Source organism: Flavitalea antarctica (assembly GCF_054461535.1).
Genome location: NZ_JBTLQG010000011.1, coordinates 133,507 through 149,276 on the forward strand (window position 1 = coordinate 133,507; position 15,770 = coordinate 149,276).

Below are 15,770 nucleotides of genomic sequence, written 5' to 3' on the forward strand. Positions count from 1 at the left end.
GCGTCAAAAAAAATCTTAGAAAATTCATCCCTGCTAGTTATCAAATGGATCCTGTGTTGTTTGAGCTTTATTTCCGGCACCGACGTTAATGCGCAGGTTAAAAAAATATATCTGGCAAACGACGATCATACTGACTACATGTGGACAGGTGATGAGGAAACCTATAAGGCTGCTTTTTCAGAAATGCTTGACTATTATATCAAGTTGAATGATTCAACTGCCCACCTCCCTTACAACCAACAAAGCAAATGGAACTGTGATGGATCTTACTGGGTTTATAATTACAGACATACGCGAAGTAGTAAGCAATTTGATCAGCTTATCCGCCAGATAAAGGAGGGCAAAATTACAGTACCACTTAACTCAATGATTGTTTTAATGGGTGCCGCACCAGCTGAGGTTGCTATTCGTGATATGTATTATGCCGGTTCACTGAAGCGAAAATATAATCTCGATCTTTCTTTGGTGCTTAATATGGAAGACCAGGTGCTTCCCCTGGGCCTGGCTTCCCTTTGGGCCGGGTCGGGTGCGAAATATTCCTGGAAAGGGGTTTGCGCCTGTGCAACTAAAGTAAATGGGCTTGACCGGAAGCGACCCCAGATGTTTTGGTATAAAGGTATTGATGATCAGAAAGTGTTGATGAAGTGGTATTCTGTTAATCCATCTATGATAACAAACCGTAAGGAGTATCGGTATAACTTAGGGAACTACCTCGAAGCCAATCACCAGGCTAATGCAATTATCGATTGTAAAGCATTGATGAATGATCCGGTGTATCCATACACAATAGCGGGTGCCTTTGGGAAAGGGGGCGATGATCTTAAGACGCTGACGAACAGCTTTGTGAAGATTGCCGCGGAAAAATCGGATAGTGCATACGAAATCATTGTTTCCAATGAGATTGACTTCTTCAAAGACTTTGAAAAAAATTATGGAGATAAACTACCTTCTGAAACTATTTCATATGGCAGTACGGAATGGGGAAACAGCTTTGCTTCCCTGGCAGAAGTATCCGCCTCGGTAAAGCGGGGTATTGAAAAATTAAGAGCCGCCGAAGCTATGTATACCATGATAGCTTTAAAAGATAAAAAATTTGCATCGGATCTTGCGGAACAGAAGGAAAAAGCCTGGTTAGCCTGCGGGATGTATTTTGAGCATGATTGGACGGCTGACGGACCACATATTACCAGGAAGCAAAGAGCCGATTGGCAAAAAAAGACCGCAAAGGTGTTCACTGCCTACGTTGATACGCTGTTCAACCGATCCGCTAAAAAACTCGGAAATCTTCTTCCTGTCTCAGCAAACGGTAATGAATCTTTTTTTGTGTTTAATCCATTGAGTTGGGTGCGTACGGATTACAGTGACTATCCATATACTGGAAGCTCCTCAGTTACAGTGATAGATAAATCAAATCGAAAAGAAATCCCCTTTCAAATAATCAAAAAGGGTCATGATTCATTCTTGCGTGTTCTTGCAAGTGATATACCTTCCCTGGGATATAAAGTATTCGAGATAAAAAAACAAAGATCTCCAGGCGAGTTTACATTCAATTTTTTGACGACTGATAGTACTATTGAAAACAAGTTCTATAAAATACAATTTACCAGGCAAGGGGTAATCACCAGTTTATGGCATAAATCCCATCAGCGCGAATATGTAAAATCATTTGAGAAGCTTTATTTCAATGATCTCGGCTCGGGTACTAAAAACGAAGGTGAAAAACTGGTATTGGAAAACCGGGGCCCGGTTTCTCTTACCCTGGTAGCTACTTCTTATAAACCTGTCAAGCATATTTCAAAATTAACCTTGTTCCAGGATCTGGATCGCATTGAAATCGAAAACTACATCCTGCAAAATCTTGATGCAAAACCTGTCACCTATTCATTTTCCTTTAACATGGATAAGCCGGATGTCTGGCATGAAGAAGCAGGGGCAATTCTTCACGCCAAATCTGTCTCGAAAGGCGGACATTATGCTGATACGGCAAACCGGGTTGACTGGCTCGCATTGAATCACTTTGTTGATATCAATGATCGTCAGAATGGTATCGTAATTTCTAACCGCGATGCTTATTTTATGAAAACCGGTAAAAGTGTAAACAATGTACTGGATGATACCTCTGCACATATCAAAATTTTAGCTGCGGCCCAGGTTGACAATAGCCTGGGTTTGGTAAACCAGGATGGTGATTCTTATTTTGAAGATTTTTTTGCTATAAGGCCATACATGGGCAAGGAAAATTCAGCGGTGGCTGCAATGAAATTCTCTCTGCAACATCAGAATCCATTAATTGCAGCAAAAATAACAGGAACAGGTGGAGTATATCATGGAAACCAGTATTCAATGTTGAATGTTTCTGATCCTGATGTGTTAGTGTGGGCGATTAAGCCGGCCGAGGACGGTGTTGAAAATGGCGTGGTAGTAAGATTGTGGAACCTCGCTGATAAAGATCGAAAAACCACGTTATCATCAGAGTCAAAGATGTCAAAAGCTTTCAGCATAACACATATTGAAACTGACGACCAGGCAATTCCTTTAAACAACGGCGCAGTTGATGCTATTATAGGTCACAATAAAATGCAGACGTTCAGGATATTTTTTTAAGGGAAATGACAGGGATGCCGGGTCATGTCCGTAACTTTTAAACTAAAAAGCAAAAAGGGGTAGAAATGGTTCAAGGCAGGAACAACTTGTTTATTGGCGTGGATATCGGAGGAACCAGGACGAAATATGGTCTCATCAATATTGGTACCGGCAGTGTTTTACAGAGTGTTGTAAAGCCAACCGAAAGAAATGATAGTACGGTTTTTATTGAGCAGGTTGAAGAGATAGTTAGTGAGTTCACAATCCTGGCAAATTCAAATTCCTGCAATATAAATGGAATAGGGTTTGGCGTTCCGGGATTCACTACTAAGGATGGTGTGGTGATGACGACTTACGGCTTTTTGGATTTTATGGAAAATTATCCCATCAGAGCGCTGGTTGAACAGAAATTGAAACTTCCGTGCAAGATTGATAATGATGCAAGGGTGGTTGCATTGGGTGAAGCATTGTATGGTATGGGTGAAGGTTACGGGCGTGTATTAACTTTAACCTTAGGGACTGGTCTTGGTTTGGGGTTAGTGGTTAACGGGCAATTTACTGACGAAAATCCATTGGCCCACATGGGAGGACATCTTAAGATTTCCGAGGATGGAGAAAGTTGTTATTGTGGCAAAACAGGCTGCCTCGAATCACTTGTTTCTGCCACAGGAATATTAAATGAAGCAAAAAAATATCAGGAAGCCGGATTTTCGCCAGCTGAAATTTTTGAAGCCGCCCGAAATGGAAATGTAAATGCCGTAGCGGTTGTGAGTAAGGTGGTTCATTATTTACATATTGGAATACACAACTATGTAAATCTCTTTGCGCCGGACATGATTGTGTTGGGTGGGGGAATTGCTAAAGGATTGGGCCACTATATAGATGAAATAAAAGGTAGCACTTACCTGTCACCATTCCCTGGATATGATTTTCAGCTCGCAATTTCCACATTGGAAGAATTAGCCGGGATGTTGGGTGGTGCTGCTTTATTCAGGCAATAACAATGAAAAAAATATGGACATCAAAAAGAATCAATGGTTTGTTTTTGCTGTGGCTGCCGGACTGTTGTGGGGAGTTTGGGGTGTTATCGCTAAACTCATCTCAGAAAATGTCAGTCCTTTTATGAACCACTTTTTATTTACTATAGGAATGCTTTTTTCTCTTCCTTTGATATTTCGCCGGTGTACCCGCGAGAGTTTTAATAAAAAGGGTTTTGTATGGGCCTGTATGGCAGGAACGGTTGCTATTGCCGGTAACCTTGCAGTTTACTATGCTTTTACAAAAGGGGGCCTGGCATCAATTGTAATACCAGTTACCAATCTTTATCCCCTGATCACGATAATCATCGCAGTATCAGTTTTCAGGGAGAGGTTGAATTGGGTGAATGTCGTGGGGATATTAATTTCTGTGCCAGCGATATTACTTTTATCCGGTGAAACAATGTTGTTTACCGATAGCGCTACATTTTTTAAGAGCATTGGTTTAAATGAATGGTTCTTGTTTTCTATAGCAGCTATCTTTTCCTGGGGTGTATTTAGTGCATTTCAAAAAATAGCTACGAACTACATTTCAGCTGAATGGTCATATGCGGCTTTTGTATTGACTTCTGCAGTAATCGCGTTTGGCTTTTTGGTGGCAGGCAAAATTGACTTTAATATTACATCGAAAACAACAGGCCTCGGGGTTGTAGCGGGCCTCGTAAACGGTCTGGGTGTACTCGCCAGCTTTGCGGCATATCGTTCAGAGGGCAAAGCTGCTGCCGTAACTACTATAGCCGGCGCATTGCAACCCGTTTTTACCATAGTGCTGGCGATATTGTTTTTAAATGAAAGTTTAACAGCGCTTGAATTCATAGGAATTGTGCTGGCTATCGGTGGGGCATTATTGCTATCACATGAAAAGAAAAAAGTCGTATTATCAATTGTGTGATGAATAGGGAGTCATGCCGACAATCAGCCATCAGCTATCTCACGGTTGACTTCAAAAAAGATTCAGTAATTCAATGTTATAGATTATACCAGGGATATATTATTGTTATCTGAAATAAATACCTCAAAAAACGATATAAGAAATATGTTGTTATCTGAAATTCAGGAAATGCCATTAAGGGCGAAAGATTTTTTGGCTGTTGCAAAACCGGATATGTTGCCAGTTGGTGTGCCCTATATTGGCATGGGGTCATCTTATTTTGCCCCGCTGTGCTTTAAATATATGGGCATAAACATCTTCCCTGAAATTGCTTCCGAATTTTACAATTACCTCGCGGGCCAATCCAAATATGCCGATGGTGTCCTGCTTTCGCAGTCAGGCCGGAGCACTGAAGTGCTTTGGTGTGCTTCTTTATTTGAGAAATTTACTGCTATTACGAATGATATAGAGAGCCCATTGGCGAAATTTCCGGCTGTGTCGGCGGTCATCCCTCTACTGGCAGGCGAGGAAAAAGGATCCTCATCTAAGACCTACTTTAATACCTTATTGGCTTTGTTTCTTGGCTTTGGTTTAGATGTGACATCTGCAGTCGACAAAGTAGCAGAAAGGGAAAACGAATATCATGAGGTTGGCAAATCCATTGCTGATGGGATATTCAGATTGTATCAGGAGAAAAAAGTAACGGGGTTGTATGTAATTGGCAGCGGACCAAATATGGGAACTGCAATGCAGGCTGCCCTCATTTTAAGCGAAAGCACGAAGTTGAATTTTAACGGCATGGCTACTGCGCAGTATGATCATGGTCCTAAAGAAACTGCAGATGGGAGCGTGGTAATTAATATTGTTGCGAACGGGAAATCTTTTGAACGAAGCAAACAACTAAGCGCAACGATCGGTAAGGCTGGCGCTTCAGTATTTAATATCTACGTCGGCGACATAAATGAGAAAGAATCCATTTTACATACCATCATCCCGTTGAATTACCTCGCCTATTACCTCTCAAAAAATCTGGCAATCCAGGATACATTCGTAGTGGGGGGTAAGGTAACGGAAGTTGATTTGTGATAGTTGTTTAGGTTAATCCTGGCTCAGTTTTTCCTTTATTTTTTTTGCTGTGCGTTTAATCAGGCGTGCGATTTTATCTTTGTGAGCCGGGGTAAACCTACTTTCAGGCAGGAACACACTAAGGCCGGCAATGATCTCTTTTCCTTTGTAAACCGGAACGGCAAAACCTACTATATGTTTAGTTGAAAGCGTCTGAACGAATTCTTCCTCCCTGATTTTTTTCAAAGCTTGTTCCAGGCTTTCTCTTGTTTGAACACCCGGCCAGATGGCAGAGCCGGGCAATCCAATGCTCTGGATCACCTTGTCAAGTTCCTTAGCCGGCAGAAATGCCATTAACAACCGCCCGGTAGCTGTTGGGTAAATATCAGCTTCCGTGCGCGTTCTTACCTGGAGGTCCTGGTCGCCCTGCACCGCATGAAGAATATATCGTTTATTATTTCGCAGCACCCCCAGTAATGCAGTTTCATTCAACTGAGCGGATAATTCTTCCATTGGTTCTTTCGCAGCCAGTATAAGATTTTGATTATAGGAAAGATTCCCGGTTAGTTGATACGCTCCGGCGCCTAACCGGTAGCCTTCCTTCCGACCCACATTTTCCAGGTAATTCTTCTCAACAAGAGTCTTAACAATGTTTGCGCAGGTTGGTTGATTAAGACCGGCATTCTCTGCTATTTTGATCAGTTGTACAGGTTCCTTTCCATGCTGCGCAACAAACTCAAGTATGTCTAGTGCTCTAACTACTACCTGTATCATAATATCAATAGCTGGTAAAGCTGAAATGTATAATTTTTTTCGGGATGACATAAATCAATTTCCAAAATTAATTTTTTTTATTCAGGGAAATAAATACATTTGAATTCATATTGAATAACGATTCAATAATATTGAATTCAAAATTATTAAAGCTGCCAGTATGAAAAAGAATCTAACTCCTTGTTTTTCTTTTTTCCCTTTGCTACTGATTGGTTTACTTTCGGCATCAAGCGCTTTTTCACAAAACATTCAAATAACGGGGAAGATCCTGGATGAAAAAGCTGAGCCATTAAAAGGTGCCACGGTAATGGAGAAAGGTTCTTCCAATAAAACATTGTCGGGTGACGGCGGGCTGTTCAGCCTGCGTATATCAGCCCCGACAGCCACGATTGAAGTCAGTTTTATCGGATATGGCACCCGTGAGATAGAGGTCAATGGCCAAACTTCCCTTGAGATTACCCTTACTGCAACATCGAAAGATCTTGACCGGGTAGTGGTGGTTGGTTATGGAACCCAGCGTAAGCGGGATCTCACCGGCTCCATTGCATCTATAGGATCGAAAGAAATTGAAAAGATTCCTACTAACAGTCTTGATAAGGCCCTGCAGGGACAGGTTGCAGGTTTGCAGATTTCTTCAACATCCGGCGCGCCAGGAGGTAATACGACTATCCTCGTCAGAGGTATTAGTTCAATAACCGGGGGTATTGAGCCCTTATTTGTAATTGATGGATATCCTGTAAACAGCGTAGGATATAGTAACCCTCTCTCTACTATTAATCCGAATGACATTGAATCAGTGGATGTATTGAAAGACGCATCAGCCACGGCGATCTATGGATCGCGTGGATCCAATGGTGTAGTTATCATCACAACGAAAAGAGGAAAATCCGGAAAGGCGAAAATTGAATTCGATGCTTATGTGGGCGTACAGTCTGTTGCAAATAAATTAGAAATGATGAATGCCAGGCAATTCTCTTCGTTTCTGATAGACGCCCGAAATGCAGGATATGTTGACAACACGCCTGGCGCAAGTATCAATGATCCCAATAGTGCCAGGGGAAATTCTTATAAAATCTCGGACAAATATAAAAATCAGGCTTTCCTTGATTCGGTTGGAAACGGAACCGACTGGCAGGATGCCATCTTCAGAGAGGCTTTTATTCAGAACTACCAGGTTTCTGTTTCAGGTGGTAACGAAGGTATCCGGTACTCAATTTCCGGTGGCTACTTCGACCAGGATGGTATTATTATCAACACCAACTTTAAACGTTATAGTTTTAAAGCAAATGTTGATGCCAAAGTAAGTAATAAGGTTAACGTGGGCGTCTCACTACTGCCAAGTTTCAGTACAGAAATCACGCCACCGATTGTGGGTCACTATGGTGCATTTGGTATCATTAATTCAGCTCTTACTTTAGATCCTACGTTGCCCGTATATAATGCCGATGGAACTTACTACCCCACATACCTGAGTGAAAATGGAAATGCAGGCCTGGCCCATCCGGTTAAGATTGCCCGAGAGTATTCAATAAAAAATTCACAATCAAGATTGTTCAGCAATGCATATGCTGAATACGCCATTGTCCCCGCACTTAAACTGAGATCTTCCATCGGCGCCGACGTAAATTTCTATGACAGGCGCGAATACAAACCATCTACTCTGTCTGGCAACTCTCCAACAGCACCCGCCACCGCTTCGGTTACAAACAACAAAGCAACAAGCTGGCTGAGCGAGACCACACTGTCTTATCGTAAATTAATTTCGGAAATGCACCAGCTGGACGCAGTTGCCGGTTTCACTGTACAAAGTGATTACTTTGATGCTATCACTACCAATGCTACCAACTTTCCTGATGACCTTGTTCAGAATATAAATGGTGGTACGGTAACATCAGGCAGCGAAAATATTTCCAGGAACAACATCATGTCTTTGCTGGCGAGAGTGAATTATGCTTTCAAGGGAAAGTATTTGATGACCGCAACTTTGCGCCGTGACGGGTCATCAAGATTTGGAGATGACCGGAAGTGGGGTTCCTTTCCCTCAGGCTCTATCGGGTGGAAAATATCTGAAGAAAAGTTCATGCAGGGTATCAAACTTATCTCAGATCTTAAATTAAGAGCCAGTTATGGTGTCACCGGTAACAATGCAATCGGTGATTACCGTGCTTTAGGGTTGCTTAACACCTCCAACTATGTCTTGGGAGATATATTAACCCCTGGCTCTGTTCCGGGTAGTTTGTCAAATTCCAACCTCGGATGGGAATCGCAGGCGCAATTAGACATAGGTATTGACCTTTCTTTATTTAGCAATCGTGTTAATCTTGTTGCAGATTATTACGATAAACGCAATAAGGACATGTTGTTTAATGTGCAGATACCTTCCGTTACCGGATTTACTAATGCCATTGTTAATCTGGGTGAGGTACAGAACAAAGGCTTTGAATTTTCTTTAAGTACCCGCAACCTCGTGGGTAAATTTGGCTGGAACACCAATTTCAATATCACCTTCAATAAAAACAAGGTTCTATCGATGAGTACGCCAAATGATAAATTGTTTGGCAATACAGGCGGTCGCGGAAACTCTAATGTTACGATGGTAGGTGAACCCATTGGTATGTTTTACGGCAAAAAAGTCGAGGGGGTTTTTAATACAGATGCAGAAGCGGCAGCTTATCCTGCTCAGCCATTTGCGAAGGCGGGCGATTTCAAATTTCAGGACGTAGACAAGAATGGAAAAATTGATGACAATGATCGCCAGATTATCGGGAGTCCCCACCCAGACTATTTTTTTGGATTCAACAATACTTTCTCTTTTAAAAGCTTCAGTCTTGACATTCTCACTAACGGAATGATTGGACAGGAAATATTTGCGTCGCTGTTTGCAGTTAATAATTCAGGCGTACAAAACAATATGGCTTTTGTTGATCAGGCAAGATGGAGATCACCGGACCAGCCGGGAGGGGGCAAGTATGGATCATTTGGTCGCTCAATCAGGGGTGGAAAGAATGATAATTTCGCTTACAGCTCCTGGTCAATTTATGACGCCTCATTTTTCCGCATCAGGCAAATAGTATTGAACTATTCTATTCCCGCGTCACTCCTGGCAAAATTGAAGCTACAGGGCGCCAGGTGTTATATTGGTGTAAACAACGTTTACACTTTTACAAACTATCCAGGCTATGATCCTGAAGTTGGCAATGGCGGCGACACGCAGACAGTGCTGGGTGTTGATTTTGGAACGTATCCATTGGCGAGGACTTATACTTTAGGTATCAACTTCAGTTTTTAACAATCAATTCAATTGTCAGTTATGAAAAGAATAAGACTTCAATATATTTCTGCTGCATTTGCATTTATTGCAGCTGTGAGCTCATGCAATAAAGATTTTCTCAATCAGTTGCCTGAAACTTCAAGAGTTACCGAAAATGTTTATAAAACCTCATCTGATTTTAATACAGCCATCGTTGGAGCATATTCAACATTCAAGCATAATGGATTATTTGGTACCAGCAATGCATCATCAGCATTACTTAATTTAGGGGAAGTTACCTCAGACAATTGTGATTATGGGTTCCCGCGGGGTACCAGTGTGGTGAATGTGTTCGAGCTGGAGGACTTCAACTTTTCACTTAGTAATACAAACTTCACTAATGCATGGACAGGCCACTATGTCGGTATTGCAAGGGTGAATACCATTATCAACCGCCTGAATAACGCGACTTTTGAGGCTTCATTAAAGTCAAGATATGAAGCGGAAGCCAGGTTTCTCCGTGGCTATTTTTATTTTAACCTGGTAAAAATTTTTGGAGACGTGCAACTGGTCACTGAGGAATTTTCAGATCCGCGGGAAGGTTACAATATTCCTCGTACAGAAGCCGCCAAAGTTTATGAACAGGTGATTACTGATCTCACTTTTGCAGAATCAAATTTACCGTCAGTCATTCCCTCGTCCGAAGCGGGCCGGGCTTCCAGGTGGGCCGCTAAAGCACTGTTGGGAAAAGTATATCTCACTCAAAAAAATTATAGCAATGCAGCAAATAAGCTAAACGAAATTATCTCTTCAGGACTTTACAATGTTACCGCTAATTCGTACCCGGCAGTATTCAGTCATACTACTTCGTTTACGGCGAACAAGGATATGATTCTTGCGGTGCAATACAAATCAGGAAATATCGGCCAGGGAAGCTCCATCTGGAACGCTTGTATCCCCTGGGGCGCGAGCGCCACCAATCCTGCATGGGGAGTATTAAGCGGAACAGGAGACGGATTTATGCGACCTACTGCCGATATGGAGAGTTCTTATGAAGCGGGCGACCTGAGAAAACCTGCGTCTATGGCTAACAGTTATCTTAACGGAGCCAACACAGTAATGGAAAGATATGTGTTGAAATACAGGCAAATGGGAATTGTGCCAAATGACGCGGATCTTGATTTTCCCATTCTTCGTTACGCCGATGTGCTTTTGATGCATGCCGAAGCACTAAACGAACAAAATCAACCCGCTGCTGCGGTACCTTTTGTTAATCAGGTAAGAACCCGGGCGGGTTTGCCCGCTAAGCCAAATACATTAACGCAGGCCGAAATGCGTTTGTTGATCGAAGCAGAGAGAAGATCGGAATTTGCTTTTGAAGGGCAACGTTGGTTTGATTTAACCAGGACAGGTAGATTTTTGCCGGTCATGACCGCTAAAGGTTATCCCACAAAAGACTTTCATAGATTATTTCCTATTCCGCAAAGGGAAACTGATTTAAACCCATTACTGGGCCAAAATGCAGGATACTAATAATTTTTAGAACCTGGTGTTTGCTTTCGGTTTAAAATCAGAAATTATTCAAGGGTATGCGAAAGATGTTTGGATTAATAGTTGGATTGTTGAGCGGCATTTGCTCTGGCGCTCAAGCCCAGCAGCCCAGCCCGGATCTTACATTGCTGGGAAAGGTAAAAACCTTGTCTGCAAAGGAAATAACTTCTTCCCGTTGGTCAATCGGCGGTGAAACGCTGGATAGGGACTATGCCAGTTATGATGCCTATAAATCTTATCTCGGCCCGCTGGGTGCGAAACGCATCCGGATACAGGGTGGCTGGGCCCGTTGTGAGAAATTGAAAGGTCAGTTTGACTTCACATGGCTAGACCCGATTATTAACGATGCATTGGCCCAGGGAGTACAGCCCTGGCTGCAGGCGTCGTATGGCAATCCCATTTATCCCGGTGGCGGTGATGCATTACTGGCAGGAGGTATACCTTCGTCTCCGGAAGCCCTGCAGGCCTGGGACAGGTGGGTTGCCGCCTTTGTTGAACATTTCAAAGATAGGGTCAACGAATGGGAAATCTGGAATGAGCCAGACCTTGGCAGTAAATTTACCGCAACAGATTACGCCCGTTTCTATGAACGAACCGCCCGTATTATTCGCAAAATTCAACCTCATGCTAAACTTATAGGTTTATCGCTTTGCTGTACTGGTTGGGAGTTCTATGCAGATACATTACTTACTTATTTAGAAGCAACCAGGCAACTTGATCTCATTGATGTAATAGCTTTTCACGGATATAAATATCGTCCTGAAGAAACTTATAGAAATGTTGACGATCTCAAAAAAGTTGCGCTGGCCAAAAAACCTGGTCTTGTCTTCTGGCAGGGCGAAAATGGTGCTAATTCAGTAAAAAAAGGCGAATCAACGGGTGCATTAAGACAATACGACTGGTCTGAATTAACACAGGCAAAATGGAATTTAAGAAGAATGGCCGGCGATATGGGAAATGATATAGCTGTCACGAATATTTTTCAGATCTCTGATATGTACTATGCAGGATCAGATCATCTGAAAGGATACAATGCAAAAGGATTATTAAAGGCGAGACCAGATCTGAGTATAGAAAAGCCTAAATTGTCTTATTACGCTTATCAGTACACAGCCAGTATTTTTTCCAATGAAATCATCCGGATTAAAAATACACGCTTTAACACGAGGGCTGATATTTTTGCATTTGGATATAGCCGGAAGAACACGAACTATGCTGACATATTAACGCTGTGGAATACCAGGTTGGCGCCGGTCGAGGATAGTTCTGAAACGCAGGTCATCACCTTCAATGTAAAGAACGTAGTTTTCAAAGATCCGGTATATGTTGACCTTATTACTGGTAAAGTGTATCAGATACCCGCTCAACAATTCATAAAAGAAAATGATAACAGCTATACTTTTCTGAATATCCTTATTCCTGACTACCCGGTATTGATTGCTGAACGTTCACAAATTCAATGGAGGCCATAAGTCAATGAATACTTTACAAACTCTCGACTATACAGCAATCGTCATTTACATGTTGTTAATGGCAGGGATTGGCTTGTTCCTTGGCCGCTTTGTGAAAAATATTGGCGATTATTTTAAGGGAGGAAATGCTATACCCTGGGTTTCCGGAGCTATAAGCAATTTCATGACGAAATTCAGCACCTTCATATTTGTAGCTTATGCCGGGATTGCCTACAGTGATGGCCTGATTGCTTTAACAATAATCTGGAGTACAGTTTTGCCAATGTTATTGGGCGCTGCCATTTTTGCAAAAAAATGGCGTAGGGCAGGAGTGATGACTCCAATGGAATACCTGGAAACCCGGTTCAACGCACCGGTGCGACAGATCTTTTCATGGTCAGGTGTGTTATTCAAGATTTTGGATAACATGGTTCGTTTATATGCTTTAGGTCTTTTTGTGAAAGCAGCAACCGGAATGAGCCTTGAATCAGCAATCCTGGTTTGCGGTATAATCGTAGCCTTATACACGATTGCCGGTGGTCTATGGGCAGTAGTGATTACGGATGTTGTGCAATTCGTCATCTTGATTGTAGCTACATTAATCCTTGTTCCACTGACCATCACCGCTGCAGGTGGTTTTCAAAATTTATTTCAGACGATTCCTCAACACTTTGAATGGTTCAATGGCAAAAAAGGTACTCCACTGTTTATCCTCGTGTACTACGGCATGGTGCTGATCAAATTCAGTGGTAACTGGACATTCATTCAACGCTTTTATAGCGTTCGTGATGAGAAGGCAGGGCGTAAGCAAGCGCTGTTGACTGCTGCATTCTTTTTCATATTTCCCATTATTTTCCTCTTTCCATCGATGGCTGCCAAAGCAATTATTCCCAACCTGGACAACCCGGAGATGGCGTATGTAAGTGTTTGTCTGAAAGTGCTTCCACAGGGAATTATGGGTCTTATGGTTGCAGCTATGTTTGCAGCAACCATGAGCGTTTTAAGTGGAGAATACAATGTAACAGCCGGTGTACTAACAAAAGATATTTATCAGCGGCTCTTTAAAAAAGATGCAAAGGAAAAAGAATTATTATGGGTTGGCCGTTTGATGACATTGTTTCTGGGGGCAATGATTACGGTTGGGGCACTGTTCGTTGGCGGCTTTGGTGGGGCTTTTGAAGCCAATAAATTGTTTACAGGATTATTTGCTATCCCGATGACGGTTCCATTGGTACTGGGTATTTTATTGAAAAGACCTCATCCGTGGGGTGCGGTGGCTACAGTTATAGCTGGCATTGTTACAGGCTTAATTCTGAATGCAAGTCCCCAGGTTAGTTGGGAAACAGGAACGCTGATAGAGATAGTGGTATGTATAGTTGTATTTCTTTCCTCGGGAATTTTTATGACCGGAAGCGAGTCTTATCAGCAAAGGGTAGATGATTTCTTTAAGAAGCTGAGCACTCCTTTAACTGAAGCACAGAAACCGGTAGAGAATTGGAATTTCCAGAGATCTATGAATAAATTATATGCAGTAGCGCTGACAGTGACAGGTTTTCTCTTCATTGGGATGAGTTTGCCATCTATCGAAAATATTAGCGGCATAGCAGCCATGATTGCCGGTGTAATTTGTTTGATCCTGGCTTTCTTCATGTGGTACATGAATAGAAAAGTTGTGGACGTTCCTGGTAAAGTTATATCATCCACCAAAAAAGAATTAGAAACTATATGAACGAATTGAAAGATAAGGTAGTGCTGATAACAGGCGGCAACAGCGGCATTGGAAAGGCAACCGTTCAATTGTTACTTGAACAGGGTGCAAAGGTAGTTGAGTTAAGTCGTAGTAAACCCCTGACAGCTGAGGTTCAACATCCGAACCTTTTGTCTCTTAGTGCCGATGTAGGCATCGAAGAAGAAGTTAAAGCTGCCTTCAGAAAGCTGGTAGAAACTTTTGGCACCGTGGATATACTGATCAACAATGCAGGTATCGGCCTGCCAACCCCTGATCTTGCTGAAACCGATCTGGAGACTTTTGAGAAGATGATCAACACAAATGTTCGCGGCGTGTTTTTGTGTAATCGCGAAGCACTGAAAGTAATGAAGCCCAAAAAATCAGGTCACATTATTACCGTCATATCAATGGCCGGACAAAGAACCAATCCAGGTGCACCCGTTTATTGTGCTTCAAAGTTTGGAGCGAGGGGCTTAAGCAGTGGATTAGCAGACCAGGTGTTAAAAAATGGGATCAAGGTAACTGATATAAATCCAGGTCCGGTAGATAGTAACTACTGGGGTGACAGGCAGGTTGCCCGGGAAAAATTTTTGAAAACAGAAGATGTCGCCCGGGTTATCGTTTTTGTCCTCACCCAGCCAGACTACATGTTGATCAGAGAAGTCAATTTTGATAATATGAAATTTCTTGCCGGGTAATTCGAGACTGATTTAACCTTATAAAAATTATATAAATCTGTTTTATGTCAACAAATGAGAAAATAACTAATGGAAACATGATAGTCAAGCCAGGTGTCGAGTTTCCCATTTCTATAGCTGAAATGCGCAGGCGCTACCTGCGTTTGTATACCGGTGCGGTCAATGATGTATTAAGATTTAACTATAAAATGCATGCAACCAGTTTGCCCTCTGAGTTTCATCCACTGCGTGAAGAAATGAAAATAGCCGGACTTGCATTTACCGTAAAAGGTGGCCCCGATATTACGATAGATGGCGAGTTTGAAATGCGGGCAAAAATGCTGGAAGATCTCCATGAGGATTCAGTTGTGGTGTGGGATTGCACGGGAGATAGGGTAACCTCTCAATGGGGTGAAGTCATGACAATGGCCGCCTCACGTGCTGGTTGCCGCGGTGCTATTGTAAATGGAATCAGAGATACCAATGCCATTATTGAACAAGGCTTCCCTGTTTTTCATAAATACAAAGCAAATACTGGTATGCTTGGAAGATTCCGGATGTACTATTATCAGAAACCCGTATTGATGGGCGAAGTGATCGTTAATCCCGGCGACTGGATTTTTGGCGATATCGATGGTGCAATTGCCATTCCCGCGAATATTGCTTATGAAGTATTATTGGCCGCAGAAAAGATATTATTCAAAGAAGATGATATCAGGGCCATGGTAGAAAGTGGCATGAAACCAACAGACGTTGTAAAAAATGGCGGTTATTTTTAAAGT

General features: G+C 42.3%; 11 protein-coding genes. 10 read left to right on the forward strand and 1 reads right to left on the reverse strand.

Translation table 11 applies throughout. The annotated features are described in order from the left end of the window. Window positions 1-60: 60 nt before the first annotated feature. From ACX0G7_RS12805 to ACX0G7_RS12820, 4 genes are all read left to right on the forward strand, one after another. A complete protein-coding gene (locus ACX0G7_RS12805; protein ID WP_458923877.1) occupies window positions 61-2,604 on the forward strand; it encodes a glycosyl hydrolase-related protein in 2,544 nt (847 codons plus the stop codon). Window positions 2,605-2,669: 65 nt separating this feature from the next. After that, the gene (locus tag ACX0G7_RS12810) at window positions 2,670-3,584 is read left to right on the forward strand and encodes an ROK family protein (protein WP_458923878.1); all 915 of its coding nucleotides are present in this window, start codon (window positions 2,670-2,672) and stop codon (window positions 3,582-3,584) included. 13 nt (window positions 3,585-3,597) lie between these two features. Then, a complete protein-coding gene (locus ACX0G7_RS12815) occupies window positions 3,598-4,512 on the forward strand; it encodes a DMT family transporter (RefSeq protein WP_458923879.1) in 915 nt (304 codons plus the stop codon). Window positions 4,513-4,656: 144 nt separating this feature from the next. Further along, the gene (locus ACX0G7_RS12820) at window positions 4,657-5,577 is read left to right on the forward strand and encodes an SIS domain-containing protein (RefSeq protein ID WP_458923880.1); all 921 of its coding nucleotides are present in this window, start codon (window positions 4,657-4,659) and stop codon (window positions 5,575-5,577) included. A 12-nt stretch (window positions 5,578-5,589) separates the two neighbouring features. Here ACX0G7_RS12820 and ACX0G7_RS12825 read toward each other — a convergent pair whose 3' ends face one another. Beyond that, window positions 5,590-6,381, reverse strand: a complete 792-nt coding sequence (locus ACX0G7_RS12825; protein WP_458923881.1) for an IclR family transcriptional regulator — start codon at window positions 6,379-6,381, stop codon at window positions 5,590-5,592. A gap of 109 nt (window positions 6,382-6,490) precedes the next feature. Between ACX0G7_RS12825 and ACX0G7_RS12830 the strand changes: the two genes are divergently transcribed. From ACX0G7_RS12830 to ACX0G7_RS12855, 6 genes are read left to right on the forward strand one after another with little or no spacing between them, the layout of a single operon-like run. Next, window positions 6,491-9,619, forward strand: a complete 3,129-nt coding sequence (locus tag ACX0G7_RS12830) for a SusC/RagA family TonB-linked outer membrane protein (RefSeq protein ID WP_458923882.1) — start codon at window positions 6,491-6,493, stop codon at window positions 9,617-9,619. A gap of 21 nt (window positions 9,620-9,640) precedes the next feature. Beyond that, window positions 9,641-11,113, forward strand: a complete 1,473-nt coding sequence (locus ACX0G7_RS12835; protein WP_458923883.1) for a RagB/SusD family nutrient uptake outer membrane protein — start codon at window positions 9,641-9,643, stop codon at window positions 11,111-11,113. A gap of 56 nt (window positions 11,114-11,169) precedes the next feature. Beyond that, window positions 11,170-12,603, forward strand: a complete 1,434-nt coding sequence (locus ACX0G7_RS12840; RefSeq protein ID WP_458923884.1) for a GH39 family glycosyl hydrolase — start codon at window positions 11,170-11,172, stop codon at window positions 12,601-12,603. A gap of 4 nt (window positions 12,604-12,607) precedes the next feature. Beyond that, window positions 12,608-14,311: a sodium:solute symporter family protein gene (locus ACX0G7_RS12845; RefSeq protein WP_458923885.1), complete on the forward strand. Its 1,704-nt coding sequence runs from the start codon at window positions 12,608-12,610 to the stop codon at window positions 14,309-14,311. Beyond that, window positions 14,308-15,009, forward strand: a complete 702-nt coding sequence (locus ACX0G7_RS12850) for an SDR family oxidoreductase (protein WP_458923886.1) — start codon at window positions 14,308-14,310, stop codon at window positions 15,007-15,009. The genes ACX0G7_RS12845 and ACX0G7_RS12850 overlap by 4 nt, the downstream gene beginning before the upstream one ends. Window positions 15,010-15,053: 44 nt before the next feature. Next, window positions 15,054-15,767, forward strand: a complete 714-nt coding sequence (locus ACX0G7_RS12855; protein WP_458923887.1) for an RraA family protein — start codon at window positions 15,054-15,056, stop codon at window positions 15,765-15,767. Window positions 15,768-15,770: the final 3 nt, after the last annotated feature.

Excerpts from the sequence above, each read along its gene's own strand:
- ACX0G7_RS12810 (WP_458923878.1), top strand. The coding sequence starts at position 2,670 with ATGGTTCAAGGCAGGAACAACTTGTTTATTGGCGTGGATATCGGAGGA.
- ACX0G7_RS12815 (WP_458923879.1), top strand. The coding sequence starts at position 3,598 with ATGGACATCAAAAAGAATCAATGGTTTGTTTTTGCTGTGGCTGCCGGA.
- ACX0G7_RS12820 (WP_458923880.1), top strand. The coding sequence starts at position 4,657 with ATGTTGTTATCTGAAATTCAGGAAATGCCATTAAGGGCGAAAGATTTT.
- ACX0G7_RS12825 (WP_458923881.1), bottom strand. The coding sequence starts at position 6,381 with ATGTCATCCCGAAAAAAATTATACATTTCAGCTTTACCAGCTATTGAT.
- ACX0G7_RS12830 (WP_458923882.1), top strand. The coding sequence starts at position 6,491 with ATGAAAAAGAATCTAACTCCTTGTTTTTCTTTTTTCCCTTTGCTACTG.
- ACX0G7_RS12835 (WP_458923883.1), top strand. The coding sequence starts at position 9,641 with ATGAAAAGAATAAGACTTCAATATATTTCTGCTGCATTTGCATTTATT.
- ACX0G7_RS12840 (WP_458923884.1), top strand. The coding sequence starts at position 11,170 with ATGCGAAAGATGTTTGGATTAATAGTTGGATTGTTGAGCGGCATTTGC.
- ACX0G7_RS12845 (WP_458923885.1), top strand. The coding sequence starts at position 12,608 with ATGAATACTTTACAAACTCTCGACTATACAGCAATCGTCATTTACATG.
- ACX0G7_RS12850 (WP_458923886.1), top strand. The coding sequence starts at position 14,308 with ATGAACGAATTGAAAGATAAGGTAGTGCTGATAACAGGCGGCAACAGC.
- ACX0G7_RS12855 (WP_458923887.1), top strand. The coding sequence starts at position 15,054 with ATGTCAACAAATGAGAAAATAACTAATGGAAACATGATAGTCAAGCCA.